Below are 14,504 nucleotides of genomic sequence, written 5' to 3'. Positions count from 1 at the left end.
CTCGCCGAAGGGTTTCCGCAGGTCATGACCCATGCAGTCGGGTGGCTTGGACGGCTGCGACGCGGGCCGCGTACACCCGGTGTGCCTTGCGCTCAGCCGGGCCGGCGCTGTCGGCAGCGGCAGCACTTTGCTCCAGCACGGCGCGGTGAAGCGCAAGCGGGGCCGCCAGACGGACCGAATAGCCAGGGCCGCGGCGGATGTTCCGTCCTGAGACGAGGGCCAGGCGGACGACCTCGTCCCCAGCGATGCGCAGGAGATCGGCGAGTCGTCCGGGTACGTCGAGGACCACGTCCACTTGTGGGGCGAGCGCGTCGTCCAGCTCGCCAGGGCGGACCAGGGGCGTGTCGAGCGGGCCAGGCAGGTCGCGCGCGCCAGCGGCGTCGAGGACGCGCCGGATGGTCTTGGGGGCGACCCGGTACTGCCGAGCCAGGGCTTTGATGGCGGCGCCCTGGCGGTATGCCTCGACGATGGCGGTCGCCGTGTTCGGGTCGAGGGCGGTGGGGCGCCCCAGGGTCTTGCCGGCCGCCTTGGCGGCGGCGACGCCTTCGCGGGTGTTCTCGCTGATCATGTCGCGCTGGAACTCCAGTACGGCTGCCAGGACGGAGACCATTATTTTGGTGCCGGGGTCGTCGCTGGCCAGGTCGATGCCGGAGAGCAGCCCGGATTCGACGCGCAGGTGTAGGCCACGGCGGATGAGCACTGGGCGCAGGGCGAGAATGTCGGCGACGGAGCGGAACAGGCGGGCGGCGTCGGCGATACGGATGGTGTCGCCGACGGCGGCCTCGTGCAGCAGCTTGGTGAAGCCCGCGCGGTCGAGGGAGAGTTGCCGGCTGGAGGTGGCGGGGTCTTCGTAGGGGTGTGACCCAGATACGCGCCAAAGGGGGCAATGAGTTGATCTTGAAGCCCTGAAGGGCCCGGCCCGTCACCCGTTCGGCTCAGTGTCGTTGGTGGTGATGTTGAGCTGTCGTCTGGCCCGAGGCGGGATTGTGACCTCGATCGAGCGGACCGCGTACCCGCGGTTCAAGCGGTTGATCACCGCGCACGAGCTGCATCTGTTCTTGGGGCGTGACCCAGATACGCCAGAAACCCGCCATGGGGTGATCTTGGAGGCCGGGCGACTCACTACGGGGTGTCGTCAGCGAGGGCATTGACGCGGTTCTCGTACTCGCGGCGGGCCTTGCGCTGGGCCGGGACCGCCGGGACGCCCTGGGCGCCGTCGAGCGGCTGGCAGCGGTCGAGGAGCTGGCGGTGCACGGCGGGGACGGCGCTGACGCGCAGGGTGTAGCCCTGGCCGCGCCGTACGGTCATCCCCTGGTCGAGCGCGGCCCGCTCGGCGGGGTCCAGTTGGGTGGTGCGGAGGAAGTCGGCGACCTTGCCGGGCATATCGAGGGTGACCGGCAGCTCCGGCGCGGGGGCATCCTCCTCAATGGCGGTGTGGTTGGGCAGGAGGTCGGCAACGGCTGTGCGGATCGCGCCGCGGCTGACGTCGTGCTTGCGGGCAAGGGCGGCGATGGAGCGGCCTTCCAGGTACGCGGTGCGGACGGCGCCGGCCCTGTCGGCCGCCACGGCGGGGCGGCGCCCGCCTTTGCTGCCCTTGGCCTCGGCGGCTCGCAGTCCGTCGTAGGTCAGCTCGCGCTGGAGGTCGCGTTGGAGTTCGCCAGCGGCGGCGAGGGTCTGCACCATGAACTTCACGGTGGACAGCAGCTCGCCGGTGCGCGGATGGCGGGCGGTGAGGTCCATCGCGGAGAACGCGCCGTCGTGGATACGCAGCGCCACCTGGTCGCGGTGGAGGACGTCGAGCACATCGAGGACGTGGCCGGTGCCGCGCACGAGGCGGAACATCTCGGAGACGTGCACAGTGTCGCCCGGCCGCGCGTAGGTGAGCAGTTCGCGGAACTTCGGCCGCTGAAGCGGGTGGAGGCGGCAGGAGGTTCCCGGGTCCTCCTCGAAGACGACTGGGTCCTCAATGCCGGTCGCGGGCCCCTTCCATACGGAGGATCGGACCCTATCTGTCGTCAAACCCTGTCAGCAATCACCATTCGGATCTGATTGGATTCGCGCTGCCGTGAATCCCCGGATTGCACGGGTTCATTGGACGCGTCGCCTGCCTGTCGGAAAACGATCGTTTGCGAACACCATTCAGCGGGGCGAGGAGGCCGGAGACCGGCGGAACACGGTGGGGGACGAAAGTTCGTGGGCGCCGGTCAAGTCCCCAGTGCGGCAGACCCGGCGGGCGGCACGCTGGTCGACATGGCGACACCGGCCGACGGCCTGGCATCGCTGGGGGACCTGATCGGCAGTCATCGCCGAAGGCCAACCGCCCCAACGTGCTGACCGGCAGCGATTGGCCGGGGGCGAGTTCTGCTCTCCGTTTCGGCTTCGGCCGTGTCTCGGCTGACCCTATGCGTACATGCCCGGCCGGGCCGCCCCGGGCCGCGGGGTCCCTGAGTGCCCTCCGCTCAGCCGACGTTGAACGCCTCGGCGACGGTCAGTGTGTCCTCGTACAGGTGCATGCGAACGATTCGGCCGTCCTCGACCGCCAGGTGCATGGCCACCGGTGTGGTGAACTCCTTGCCGCTGGTCACGGCGGTGTGCGTGAAGACCGCCAGCAGCACCACGTCACCACCGTCGACGATGAAGCGCTCCAGCACGACCTTGCTCTGGCCGTGCGCGAAGTGCGGCCACATGGTGGTGAAGTACGGCGCGACCTCCTCCTGGCGGGTACGGCGCCCGGTCCAGGGCAGTGCGTCACTGCCGGGGACGTGCCAGTCGATCTCCTCGGAGAACAGTTCCTGGATGCCGTCGGGGTCCTGCCTGCCGAGGCGCTCCAGGAACTTCTCGGCCACGGTCCGCGAGGTCTGAGTATCTGTTGCCATCGTCCTTGTCCTTTGTCTCTTCGTCTCTTGAGGTGTCGGTCGGGCCTCAGCCCTGGAACAGGAAGTGCTTGCCGCTCAGCGGCCCGCCGAGCTGCATGAGCGCCCCGCCTTCGCGCAGCGCGCCAAGGTCGACCGGCGCGAACCCGAATTCGGTCAGCAGCCGTGTGAAGGGGGCCTTGGCGCTCTCGTCGTCACCGGCGAGGAAGACGACCTGGTTGCCGTCCTGGTGCCGGGGATCGGGAGCCATATAGGTGGCGAACATGGCGTTGAATGCCTTGATCAGCGTGACGCCGGGCAGTTGCTGGGCGACCCACTCGCTGCCGGTCAGCGGCGAGACGTCGGCGAAGCCGCGGTAGGGGTCGGACCGGGCGAACTGGTTGGTCATGTCGACCACCACTCGGCCCGTCCAGTCCCCGAGCCGCCGCCCGACCGCGGGGACCGCGCCGAACGGGACGGCGAGCAGGACCAGGTCGGCCGCCGCCGCTTCTTCGAACGTGGCCGCCGAGGCGCCGGGCCCGATGGCGGCGACGGCGTCGCCGAGTGTGCTGGGGCCGCGGCTGTTGCTGACCAGCACCGGGTGCCCGGCGCGTGCCGCGTGGGCGGCCACGGCTTGTGCTGGTGCTCCCGCACCGATGGTGCCGATGGTGCCGATGGTCTTGAATTCCATGAGGTCACTGCTCCCCTGCGGTCCAGGTTTGGTCAGTTCAGCTTGAGCAATACGGTGCCGGTGCCGCTGGTCCGCGCCGCCGAGATGGCGCTCGGCAGCTCGGCGAGGGGGTAGGCGGCATGAACGGCGAGAAGGTGTGGATGCTGCGCGGCGATCTGGAGGGCGGCTCGCCGATCGGCGGCCCGGATATCCCCAGGGCGGGTCGCCCAGCGCGTGATGCTCACCGCGCGGACCTTCAGTTCCCGCATGAGCAGCTCCAACGTCGAGAGCGTCCACGGCTGCGCGGCTAGATCGCCCCAGACGACCAGCGTCCCGCCATCGTCGAGAAAGGGCAGGATCTCCCGCACGAAGGGACCGCCGTGCGCATCGGCGATGACCGGCACCGGCCTCCCGCGGACCGCCCCCTCCAGCTCGCGCTGCCAGCCGCCGCTTCCGGAGACCACGACGGGCACGTCCGGCCAGTTTGTGCGGACCGTTGACGCAGCACGGTCACTGCGGACGACGGCGACAACGGGCCAGCCACGGTCGCGGGCCTGCTGAACGATGAGCTTGCCGACCGCGGACGCGGCCCCCGACACGAGGAGTGGAGAATCGCTCGGCGCTGCCGCGGCAGCCCTCAGCTCATCGACCGCACGGAGCACGTCACGAGAGGTGATGGTGTTGACGAGCAGGACGCTCGCCGTTTCGTCGCTGAGGGAGTCCGGGACGGCTACGGCGGCCTCGGCCGGCACGGTGATGTGCTCGGACCATGCGCCCGGGGCCGGAAAGACCGCTACCCGATCGCCGACACGGAGCGCCGGCACCGATGGACCCACCGCAGTCACCCACGCCCGCCGCCTCGGTGCTCAGCCTGCGCCCCGCGGATCCGTCCGGCAGGCCGGTCTCCGTCGCGACCAGATCGCCGCGGTGGACCGGGGAGATGCTGACACGCACTTGGATTTCGCCGGCCCGAGGGGCCGGCGCCTCCGGCCGGTCCTCGATGTGTGCGACGGCTGCCGCATCGCCCGCCCGGTAGTGGACCACGCTCTTCATGACGCACTCCTTGTTGTGTCGAGGCCGTTGCCCTGGCGAGACGATCGCAATTACGCGGCTCGGAGGCCCTGGAGCGTCGATGCGTCCCGCCTCGCCGATTCGCCGCCTAGAGCTGTGTGACGCCGCCGTCGACGAGCAGTTCCGCGCCGGTGGTGAAACTACTTTGGTCGCCGGCCAGGTAGAGGGCGGCAGCGGCGATCTCGTCGGGACGGCCGAGGCGGCCGAGCGGGGTCGGCGGGGCGGGCTCGGCCGCGGTGGGCCGATCGTCGCGCGGAAAAGCGGCGACGAGCTCGGCCAGGCCAGGGGTCTCGACAGGGCCGGGGGTAAGAGCGTTGACGCGGATTCCGCGGCCTGCCAGCTCAGCGGCCCAGGTGCGTGCGAGGCTGCGGACCGCGGCCTTGGAGGCGGCGTAGATGCCCAGGCCCGGGGTGGCCAGCAGGGCCGAGTTGGAAGAGATTAGCGTCACCGAGGCGCCGGCCGTCAGCAGCGGCAGCGCCTTCTGGACAGTGAAGACCGTGCCCTTGAAATTGATCGAGACAGTGCGGTCGTACTCTTCCTCGGTGATCGTGCCGAGCGGGCTGTATTCCCCGACCCCGGCGTTGGCCACCACAATGTCCAGGCGGCCGCTGCGGTTCGTGATCTCGGCGAAGACCCGGTCGAGGTCGCCGAGATCGGAGGCATCGGCCTGGATGGCGATGCCTAGGGCTCCGACCTGTGCGACGGCGGCGTCGAGCGCGGTCTTGCGACGCCCGGTCAGGTAGACGGTGGCGCCCTCGGCGGCGAAACGGCGGGCGATCGCCAGGCCGATGCCGCTGGAGGCGCCGGTGACGAGGGCGGTTTTGTCGTCCAGTTGTCCCATGAGATTCTCCAATTCCTTAGTGTAACTATTTCGGTTACATCGGTGGCCGTGGAATGCGACCCCCCTCGATCAGGGGAAGTCGACGGTTCGAGGTCAGGCGGCTTTCAAGACGTCCCGCAGCACGTCCTCCAGCGTGGTCTTGGCCAGCTCCCTGCACAGGGCGGCCTCCACATCGTCGTACACGGCGGTCATTGCCGGTCCGATGCCGTGGCCCACGACGCACTCGGGGTCCGGTGTCGCGCGATGCAGGGCGAAGATCGGTCCCGGTTCGATCGCCTGGTAGACGTCGAGCAGGGTGATCGCCGCCAGGTCCCGCGCGAGCATCCAGCCCGCCCCCGCCCCCCGCCGTGAATCGGCCAGGCCGGCCTTACGTAGCTCGCCCAGCAGGCGGCGGATCACCACGGGGTTGGTGTTGACGCTCGTCGCGATCTGCTCGGAGGTGGCGACCTCGTGGCCACGCCGCTGATACAGCCCGATCCATGTCAGGGTGTGCGCCGCGATGGTCAGTCTGCTGTTGGCACTCACGTCGGACTCCACCTCCCTCACCCCTCGGCTTAGTCGTAACTGTAGCTGTTACAACCCTATGCGGCAAGTCCTGCGGAGCTGGCTGGATCGGCCTCGTCAAGGAGCACGCCACCCGCGAGCACACCATCGCCGAGTTCTTCTCCGTCAAGCCGGGCCACCGTCCATCGACTCCTAGAACGCACCCACGGCCAGCACCATACAGAAGCCGAACGGCGGTAGGGCCCCGCCAACCTACCGGCGGATCAGGTGTCCCCTGGTGTCTGAGCCAGTGGGACTCCAGGGCCGACTTCTCCTGATCATGCCGCCTGGCCGTAGCCGTCCGGGGCGCGCGGGTCGTTGCCTCGGAGCGGGCTGAAGTCGACGTCCAGGTGCGGGTCGTACGCCTCGGGCTGGATGCCGAGTTCGTGGGTGGAGTACTCGCCGAAGCGGCGGATGTGCTCGGTCAAGTACGGCGAGATGTGGGCGAGGTCCTCGGGGTCGATCTCCCAGCCCTCCTCCTGGAGTTGGCGCACGATCTCGGCGATGTCCAGGGCGTTGTGGAAGATCACCGCGTTCGTGAGCAGGGCGTTGAACTTCACGGTCTTCCCCTGCTCGACGGGGTCGTTGTCGGTGATGACGCCGCCGTTGCCGACCACTGGGAGAAGCCGTTGAACGCCTCGACCTTGTTTGTGGCGGCGGTCACCCGCCGGCGCAGCGGGGCGTCCGAGAGGTAGCGCAGCAGCTGGACGGTGCGGACGACGCGGCCGACCTCGCGGAAGGCCGTGTACGTCGCGTTCTTGCGTGAGCCCGCCCGCAGGCGCCGCAGCAGCAGCGTGGAGGAGATGGCGCCCTCGCGCACGGAGACGGCCACCCGCATGAGGTGCCGGAACTGGGACTCGATCAGGTCGAAGTCGATGACGTTGCGGCCCGGCTCCCCGAACAAGGCGTCGATGTGCACGTACTCGGCTCTCTTCGTGGGCCGGTAGAAGGTCAGGTCCTTCCAGTTCCTGATCCTGGGCATCAGGTCGAAGCCCAGCAGGTGCGCGAGCGCGAGGACAGGGAAGCTCTGGCCCTGCGTATCCGCGTGCACGGTGGTCGGTTTCAGCTCGGAGGTGTTCTTGAGCAGGCCCTCGATGATGTAGACGGCCTCCCACACGCCGCACGGGATGAAGTGCGTGAACAGCGCGATGTAGGTGTCGGAGATGTGGTGGTAGGCGATGCCGCCCGGCTTGCCGTACCGCACGGACGTCTCAGACAGCAGATTGTTGAGGTAGGTGTCCATGTGGGTGCCGTCCGCGGCGACCGCGGAGCCGCCGCCCCACGCCTGGGAGATGTCCAGGCGGGCGTGCGCATTGACCAGGTCGGCGATCGCCTCGTTGAGCGTCGGGATGGAGAAGTGCCGGTTCGCGGACAGCGACAGCTCGTGCCCGCTGACACCGGGGATGTGGCGGGCGGCCTCGTAGGGGCCCATGTTGGTGCCCTTGACGAACGTGGTGATCACGTACCGGCCGAAGGGGTCCTTCAGCTTCGGCTCGTTGCCGGAGGCGGGGCCGAAGCGGCGCCACCACTCCACCCAGTACGCCGTGCGGGAGATGATCCCGAGCAGGGAGCGCTCCGGCATCCTCGCCCTGATCTCTTGCTCCAACACCTTCGCCGAGGCGCGCTGTCCCTCGGAGCGGTGGGCCTTGAGAGAGGGGATACCTGTCTCAAGGTCGATGACCAGGCCCTCGTTGTCCGGGTACCCGGCATCCGCACTCGGGGCGGCCGCAGTGAGTTTGTCCTCCAGCTGCCGACGGAACGCCACCGCGTCGTACGGCGCATCGTCGCCGGACTCGGCGAGGCCGACCTCCACCAGGTAAGCGCCCAGCTTCGCCTCGACATCCTCCCAGGGAAGCAGCTGCTCACTCCAGTCGGCGTACTCCTCGGACCCGGTCACCGCGACGTCACCTGTGCGCAGTTCCTCGGCGAGCGCGGCGAAGACCATCGCCTCGAAGTGCTTGCGGACAAACGCGCCGGGCCGGTTCTTGTCCCGGACGGCTTTCTGCCAGTTCAGCGTGGCGAACGAGATGTCGACCGGGCGGCCGTCCTCGTGCCGTTCCGGGATGTAGTCGCGGGAGGTCTTGTACCGGCGGGCGTGTGCGAGCGCGTCCAGGACCCGGCTGTCCTCCGAGGTGGTCGTCAGTTCCAGGCGGCTGGTCAGGTCGTACATCGTGGAGCGGTCCTTGGGCAGGTGCCCGTACAGCAGCACCTCCCAGTAGTTGCCATGGTGGGCGGCGACCTTCTCGATTCTCTCGTACTGCCCCTCGAACCCGCCGAAACCATTCACCGCTGCCGCAGGCACTCCCAGGGCGCCGGCCTGCACCCGAAGGGCCTTCGCCATCGTGTGCAGGGCGAGCGCGAGCCCGCTGCCGAGCCGCGCGGCCACAGCGCCGGCCTCCGCGTCCTGGTCGAGTTCCCCGACCGCCGCCAGGATCTCGGCCGTCAGCGCTGCCGCCTTCTCCCGTGCGGCCTGGACTGGGCCGTCGGCGTCGATGTGCTGGAGCACGGTGCGGTAATTCCCGATCAACGCCTCGACGATGGCCTGCTGCTGCTCCCGGATGCTCTCCAGCTCCGCCTTGGCCCGCTTGACCTGCAACGCGATCCGCTTGCAGAACATCGTGGTCAGGTCGTCGCGGGCCCGCATCCGCGCCTTGTGCACGAGACACACCAGCAGCGCGAGCCGCTTCATCAGGTTGTAGTCCCGCAGTCCCGGCGCGTCCGCAGCGTCCGCCTCACCGGCGAAGTCCGTGATCTCCCCCGATGCGACACCGTCCAGCCACACCCCGGTCTCGCCCAGCTCGTCCACCCACCCAAGGTGCTCGGCCTGGGAGCGGAAGTGCGACCACGTCGGGGCCTTCGCCGACTGCTTCAGCTTGTTGTACCTCGTGGTGCCGGAGGCGTCCTTGTCCGAGAGCAGGGCCAGCAGCCGCTCCCGGTGCGCCTCGCTGAGCTGGTCGTAGATGCCCACGCAGATCGAGGCGTTCACCTCGGTGCGGACCTTCGCCGCGAGCGCGTCCAGCGTGGTGAAGCCCGGCAGCTCCAGCCCGGCCTCGACGACCTTCTCCAACGCGATGTTGATCAGGTCCGCCGGCCGGTTCTTCGACACCGCCTCGTTCCGCATCACTGCCTCGGCGATCTTCCGGGCCTTCGCCTTGTCGTACGACAAGCCGGTGCGCTGCCGTACGGCGGTCCGCTGCCGCTCCGCCGTACGGTTCGCCGCCCTCGGCACCGTGCCCTCCGGCAGGTCCACCGCGCGACGCACGAAGTCGACGACCGTGTCCGGGACCTCGTCCAGCTTCGGGAAACACCCCATCCGCTGGTACGACTTCAGCATGAGCAGCTGGGCCAGCAGGTGCTCGTCACAGCCAGCACGAGCGGCGGCCCACTCGACCTCGTCACGGCTCGGCGAGAAGAACAAGTGCAGCTCGTGCGCGGTGATCAGCCGCTTGAACCGCGGATACGCGGTCCTCTCGATCGAGGTCACAGCCCACCCCGCCCCGGACGACATCCAACGTCACCACCAACGACGCTGAGCTGAACGGGTGACGGGTGGGCCCGCTCAGGCCCCCAAGATCATCCCGTGGCGGGTTTCTGGTGTATTTGGGTCAGGCCGTTCTTCTCGCCGACTCGCGATGAGCTGGAGTGGGCGGCCGGGGCGACGGACAGCGACGAGCATCTGCTGGCCCTGCTTCTGATGCTGAAGTCCTACCAGCGCATGGGGTGTTTCCCGGCGCTGGAGGGTGTGCCGGAGCAGGTGGTGGAGTTCGTGCGGCGGCAGGTGGAGCTGCCGGAGGGCACGCTGCCGGTGTACCGGGCGGAGCGGACCGTGAAGCATCACCGGGGCCTGGTGCGCAAGCGGGTCGGGGTGGCGTACGACCAGGCGGAGGCCCGGCGGATCGCCGAGCAGTCGATCTGCAAGGAGGCCGCGGCGAAGAACCGGCCGGCGGACCTGATCAACATCGCGCTGGAGAAGGTGGTGGAGGCCGGGCTGGAGCTGCCGGGGTTCTCCACGTTCGACAAGATGGCCTCGAAGATCCGCGCCGAGGTGAACGCCTCGATCTGCGCGGGCATCCACGACAGCATGAGCCCCCTTCAGCGCACCGAGCTGCTGCGGCTGCTGGAGGAGCGCGACAACGACGGCACGACGCTGTTCAACCGGCTGAAGAAGCCCGCCAAGGGGCCGAGCTGGTCACACTTCAAGAACCTGGCCAAGCGCATGGAGTGGCTGGACGGCCTCAGTGATAGCGCGGTGTGGATGGACGGCGTCGCCGCACGGAAGATCACCGACTTCGCCGGGGAGGCGGATGCCGGGGACGCCCCGGCGCTTCGGGACTACACGCCCGTCAAGCGCCTCGCGCTGATCGCGTGCCTGGTCCACAGGGCCAGGATGCGCGTCCGTGACGACATGGCGACGATGTTCTGCAAGCGCGTCGCCGCGGAGATCAAGAAGGCCAAGACGGAGCTGGAGGAGATTCGGCTCGCCGAGCGGGAGATCACCGAGGCGCTGATCGGGAACTACCGCGTCGTGCTCAAGGACATCGACGCCGACGGCCCGGCCCAGCTGGCGCTCGCGAAGGCCGCGGAGATGACTGCCGAGACCGGGGCGGCCCTTGAGGGGCTGAATGAGGAGGCGCCGGCCGACGAGGTGGTCCGGCGGCTGGGCGGGAAGGTCTCCCCGGCCCTGCTCGCCTTCATCAATCGACGAGGAGGGCAAGGAGGTGGACATCTCCTTCGCCACCCAGAACTGGCGCAAGGTGGTGGTCGACAAGACCCGCACCGGGCAGTTCGTCCGCAAGCACTTCGAGGCGATGGTCTTCACCTACCTTGCCGAGGAACTGCGCTGTGGCGACGTCGCAGTTCTCGGCTCGGAGGAGTACGCCGACTGGTCCCAGCAGCTGCTGGAGTGGGAGGCCGTCCAGGACAAGCTGGCCGACTACCTGGTGGAGGTCGGGCTGTGCGAGCCGGGCGAGACCGACGGGTTCGACGCACAGTTCTTCCGCCGGCAGCTGGAGGACAAGCTCCGCAGCGCTGCCGCGGCGGCGGATGCCGGATACGCGGACAACGAGGGCTTGGTCATCGACCCGGAGACGGGCATCCCGTCGCTGAAGCCGCACCGCGCGGAGGGGCTCACGCCCTCGGCGAAGCGACTGGAGCAGGAGATCAAGGCGAGGATGCCGGAGCGCACGCTGATCGGGATTCTGTCCAGGACCGCGTACTGGGTGGAGTGGTGGCGCCGCTTCGGCCCGGCCTCCGGCAACGAGCCGAAGCTGGACGATCCGTTCGGCCGCTACGTCATCACCACGTTCGTCAAGGGCGCCAACATGGGCCCGTACGAGGCCGCCCGCCACATCCCCGGGGTGTGTGGGCACGAGCTGTCGTACACGGCGAACCGGCACTTCTCGATCGTGCTGCTGAACGAGGCGATCGCCGACCTGGTCAATGCGCACGCCCGCCTGGACATCTCCCAGGCGTGGGGCGACGGCTCCGCGGTCGCCGCGGACGGCACCCACATGGACACCCACCTCAACAATCTGCTGTCCGAGACGTCCGTGCGGTACGGCAAGCCGGGCGGCATCGCCTACCACCACATCTCCGACACCTACATCGCGCTGTTCACGCACTTCATCCCGTGCGGCGTGTGGGAGGCCGTCTACATCATCGAGGGCCTGCTCAAGAACACCTCCGAGGTGAAGCCGACCACCGTGCACGCGGACACGCAGGGCCAGTCCCAGCCGGTGTTCGCACTCGCCCACCTGCTGGGCTTCGACCTGATGCCCAGGATCAGGAACTGGAAGGGCCTGACCTTCTACCGGCCGTCGAAGCAGACCGAGTACGTGCACATCGACGCGCTGTTCGGCGAGCCGGGCAAGAACACGATCGACTGGGACCTGATCGAATCCCAGTTCCGGCACCTGATGCGGGTGGCCATCTCCGTGAGGGAGGGGGCGATCTCCTCGTCGACGCTGCTGAAGCGGCTGCGCTCGGGATCGCGGAAGAACGCTACCTACACCGCGTTCCGCGAGGTCGGCCGCGTCATCCGCACCGTGCGACTGCTGCGCTACCTCTCCGACGCCCCGCTGTGGTGCAGGGTGACCGCGGCAACGAACAAGGTCGAGTCGTTCAACGGCTTCTCCAGTGGCTCGGCTTCGGCAACCGCGGCGTCATCGCCGACAACGACCCCGTCGAGCAGGAGAAGGCGATGAAATTCAACGCGCTGCTCACGAACGCGGTGATCTTCCACAACGCCCTCGACATCGCCGAGCTCGTCCGGCAGTTGCTGGAGGAGGGCTGGGAGATCGACCCGGAGGACCTGGCCCACATCTCGCCGTACCTGATGGAACACATCAACCGGTTCGGCGAGTACTCCACGCACGAACTCGGCATCCAGCCCGAGGCATACGACCCGAAACTCGACGTCGACTTCACCCCGCTGCGTGAGCAGGACCTGCCCGCAGCTGGTTTCGGCACTGCCGCCTGAAACGGCCCTGCCCTCCCGAAACTCCGGCGAAGTGGCAAGTAGCTCAGAGTGACCGGTTGCTCTCGCCCGCCTGAAGGGCGGCGAAGTCGGCGTGGGCGTGTGCCGGCCGGTCGCGGTCGCGCGGACGCAGGGCGCCTGGTATCGGCGGTGGCTGCTTGTCGCGGTGGGGGGCACGGTCTTCGGCATTCCGGACACCGCGGCGAACGCTCAGCTCTTCGGGCGTCCTGGCACCATACGCGGGCAGGGCCGCAGTGCGTATCCGCAGGCGAGGGTGGTGGCCCTGGCCGAGTGCGGCACCCATGCCGTGTGTGGCGTGCCCGTGCCGGCACGCCACACACCTGTGGTCGGCTTTTCTAGCCGACCAGTGCGGTAAGCACGGCGTTGGGTTCGCTGGTGAGTGCGGCCTTGACGGTTCGACTCCAGTCGTCAACGAGGACTTCGATCTGATTGTTCTCGATCCCGTCGAGGCTGAAGCGTGCGACGTCGGTGGGGTCGATCTTGGGTCCCTCGAACCCGGCGCTGATATCGGTGTCGGCCGCTCCCAGATGCACGCCCTGGACCAGGACACCTGCGGGAGCCAGCTCGAGACGCAGGCTGTTGGTCAGGCTCCATTCGGCTGCTTTGGCCGCGGAGTAGGCACCGGAGCCGGGGTAGGAGAACCATGACAGCGCGGACAGGATATTGGCCATCGCGCCCTGGTGCGCTCGTAGTGCGGGGGCGAACGCCCGGGCCATGGAAAGGGTCCCGAACACGTGTGTCTCAATCTCGCGCCTGACGGTGTCGACGTCGGCCTTTAGGAGGGGCTGGGAGGTGGAGATCCCGGCGTTGTTGATCAACACCGATACGTCTTCGGCCCGGTGTGCTGCCGCCTCGACCGCGTCGGTGTCGGTGATGTCCAGGCGCACGAGCTCGACGCGTGGGTCCTCACGCATCTCCTGGTCGGCGGCATCCGGGTTGCGGATGCCGGCGTAGACCTTGCGCACGTCACGAGCGAGGAGCTCGGCAACGAACCGGCGGCCGATGCCGCGATTCGCGCCCGTGACCAGGGCGGTCTGTCCTGCGAGCTCCATTTCAGGCCTCCTGGCCGGCGGCTTCGCGGGCGGCGAAGACCTCGGCCGCGGCGAAGAACCCGTTGAGAGCGGCGGGGAACCCGGCGTAGACGGCCATCTGGGTGATGGTCTCGATGATCTCTTCCTTGGTCCAGCCGACGTTCATCGCGCTGTCAACGTGGGTCTTGAGCTGGAGGTTCGCGGTGCCCATGGCGGTCAGCGCGGCCACGGTGAGCAGCTCGCGCGTCTTGACGTCCAGGCCGGGGCGGGAGTGGATGTCGCCGAGCGTGAACTCGATGAGCACGTCCGCGAACCCAGGGGCGATGCCCTCCAAAGCGTCGAAGGACTGCGCGCCGGCCGCGCCGTGGATCGACTCGTAGTAGGCGATGCCCTTCTTGTACCGCTCGCTCTTGCCGGTCATGTCGATGCTGTCACTCATGATGTGTGCCTCTTCAGCCGATTCGTTCTGCCCGGTCCCGTCTGCTCGTGCACCAGGGTGCGAGAACGGGGGCCGGGTGCGTGGTGGTCTCCGTTCTTGGAGCCGTCGCCTACGCTAGAACCTGACACTGATGTCAGGGACAAATCCGCCAAGGCGAATGTGACGGGAGACACGATGAGGATCGGGGAACTGGCGGATCGAGCCGGCGTCAGCGTGCGCTCGCTGCGTTACTACGAGCAGCAGGGGCTGCTGGACTCGGACCGCACCGCGGGCGGGCAGCGAACCTACGACGAGGGCGCAGTCGAGCGGGTTCAGCTGATCCAGCAGCTCTACGCCGCAGGCCTGCCCAGCCACACGATCGTCGATCTGCTGCCGTGCGTGTCTACGGGAATGGTCACCGGCAGCATGTACGACAAGATCCGGCACGAGCGCGACGCCATCCAGCAGCGCATCACCGAGCTGACCGCGGCACGCGACAAGCTCGACGGCGTCATCGAGCACGTCCTACGCGTCGGGATCCACGACGAACCGTCACCGCAAGCCGCCGGGTGACGAACACGT

At 68.4% G+C, this 14,504-nt stretch carries 11 protein-coding genes and 4 pseudogenes; 3 read left to right on the top strand and 12 right to left on the bottom strand.

The window, feature by feature from the left end; genetic code table 11:
* Positions 1-22: 22 nt before the first annotated feature.
* The 9 genes and pseudogenes from HHX41_RS38055 to HHX41_RS38015 form a co-directional block, all read right to left on the bottom strand.
* Positions 23-511, bottom strand: coding sequence for a helix-turn-helix domain-containing protein (locus HHX41_RS38055; RefSeq protein ID WP_259401642.1), 489 nt, complete (start codon positions 509-511; stop codon positions 23-25).
* A gap of 15 nt (positions 512-526) precedes the next feature.
* A pseudogene (locus HHX41_RS41485) lies at positions 527-865 on the bottom strand (recombinase family protein); the annotation flags it as partial.
* A gap of 257 nt (positions 866-1,122) precedes the next feature.
* Positions 1,123-2,019 carry a recombinase family protein gene (locus HHX41_RS38050; RefSeq protein ID WP_220504802.1) on the bottom strand — a complete coding sequence of 299 codons (897 nt, stop codon included), beginning with the start codon at positions 2,017-2,019 and terminating at the stop codon, positions 1,123-1,125.
* Positions 2,020-2,459: 440 nt separating this feature from the next.
* Positions 2,460-2,876, bottom strand: coding sequence for a nuclear transport factor 2 family protein (locus HHX41_RS38045; RefSeq protein ID WP_109383693.1), 417 nt, complete (start codon positions 2,874-2,876; stop codon positions 2,460-2,462).
* Positions 2,877-2,922: 46 nt separating this feature from the next.
* A complete protein-coding gene (locus HHX41_RS38040) occupies positions 2,923-3,543 on the bottom strand; it encodes an NADPH-dependent F420 reductase (RefSeq protein WP_182909811.1) in 621 nt (206 codons plus the stop codon).
* Between the two features lie 32 nt (positions 3,544-3,575).
* Positions 3,576-4,358: a zinc-binding dehydrogenase gene (locus tag HHX41_RS38035; protein ID WP_182909810.1), complete on the bottom strand. Its 783-nt coding sequence runs from the start codon at positions 4,356-4,358 to the stop codon at positions 3,576-3,578.
* 323 nt (positions 4,359-4,681) lie between these two features.
* Positions 4,682-5,434, bottom strand: a complete 753-nt coding sequence (locus HHX41_RS38030) for an SDR family NAD(P)-dependent oxidoreductase (RefSeq protein ID WP_182909809.1) — start codon at positions 5,432-5,434, stop codon at positions 4,682-4,684.
* Between the two features lie 93 nt (positions 5,435-5,527).
* Positions 5,528-5,959 (bottom strand): Rrf2 family transcriptional regulator, encoded by a 432-nt coding sequence (locus HHX41_RS38025; protein ID WP_182909808.1) that lies wholly within the window; start codon positions 5,957-5,959, stop codon positions 5,528-5,530.
* Between the two features lie 296 nt (positions 5,960-6,255).
* Positions 6,256-9,485 (bottom strand): annotated as a pseudogene (locus tag HHX41_RS38015) (Tn3 family transposase).
* A gap of 72 nt (positions 9,486-9,557) precedes the next feature.
* Here HHX41_RS38015 and HHX41_RS42540 point away from each other — a divergent pair.
* A pseudogene (locus tag HHX41_RS42540) lies at positions 9,558-9,950 on the top strand (DUF4158 domain-containing protein); the annotation flags it as partial.
* 216 nt (positions 9,951-10,166) lie between these two features.
* On the opposite strand, the gene HHX41_RS41475 reads toward HHX41_RS42540, so the two are convergent.
* Positions 10,167-10,703 carry a hypothetical protein gene (locus HHX41_RS41475; protein ID WP_259401638.1) on the bottom strand — a complete coding sequence of 179 codons (537 nt, stop codon included), beginning with the start codon at positions 10,701-10,703 and terminating at the stop codon, positions 10,167-10,169.
* Here HHX41_RS41475 and HHX41_RS41470 point away from each other — a divergent pair.
* Positions 10,600-12,455: pseudogene (locus tag HHX41_RS41470) on the top strand (transposase). The gene HHX41_RS41475 and the pseudogene HHX41_RS41470 overlap by 104 nt on opposite strands.
* A gap of 353 nt (positions 12,456-12,808) precedes the next feature.
* On the opposite strand, the gene HHX41_RS38000 reads toward HHX41_RS41470, so the two are convergent.
* Both HHX41_RS38000 and HHX41_RS37995 read right to left on the bottom strand, forming a co-directional pair.
* Entirely contained in the window at positions 12,809-13,525 is a 717-nt protein-coding gene (locus HHX41_RS38000; protein ID WP_182909805.1) for an SDR family oxidoreductase, read from the bottom strand.
* A gap of 1 nt (position 13,526) precedes the next feature.
* Positions 13,527-13,943, bottom strand: coding sequence for a carboxymuconolactone decarboxylase family protein (locus HHX41_RS37995; RefSeq protein ID WP_182909804.1), 417 nt, complete (start codon positions 13,941-13,943; stop codon positions 13,527-13,529).
* A gap of 174 nt (positions 13,944-14,117) precedes the next feature.
* Here HHX41_RS37995 and HHX41_RS37990 point away from each other — a divergent pair, with 174 nt between their 5' ends.
* Positions 14,118-14,495 (top strand): MerR family transcriptional regulator, encoded by a 378-nt coding sequence (locus HHX41_RS37990; RefSeq protein WP_182909803.1) that lies wholly within the window; start codon positions 14,118-14,120, stop codon positions 14,493-14,495.
* Positions 14,496-14,504 lie beyond the last annotated feature (9 nt).

It is taken from the genome of Microbispora sp. H13382, assembly GCF_014161445.1.
GTDB lineage: Bacteria > Actinomycetota > Actinomycetes > Streptosporangiales > Streptosporangiaceae > Microbispora.
Note: the sequence above shows the minus strand (reverse complement) of the source record. Positions and strands in the feature narration are given on the sequence as shown.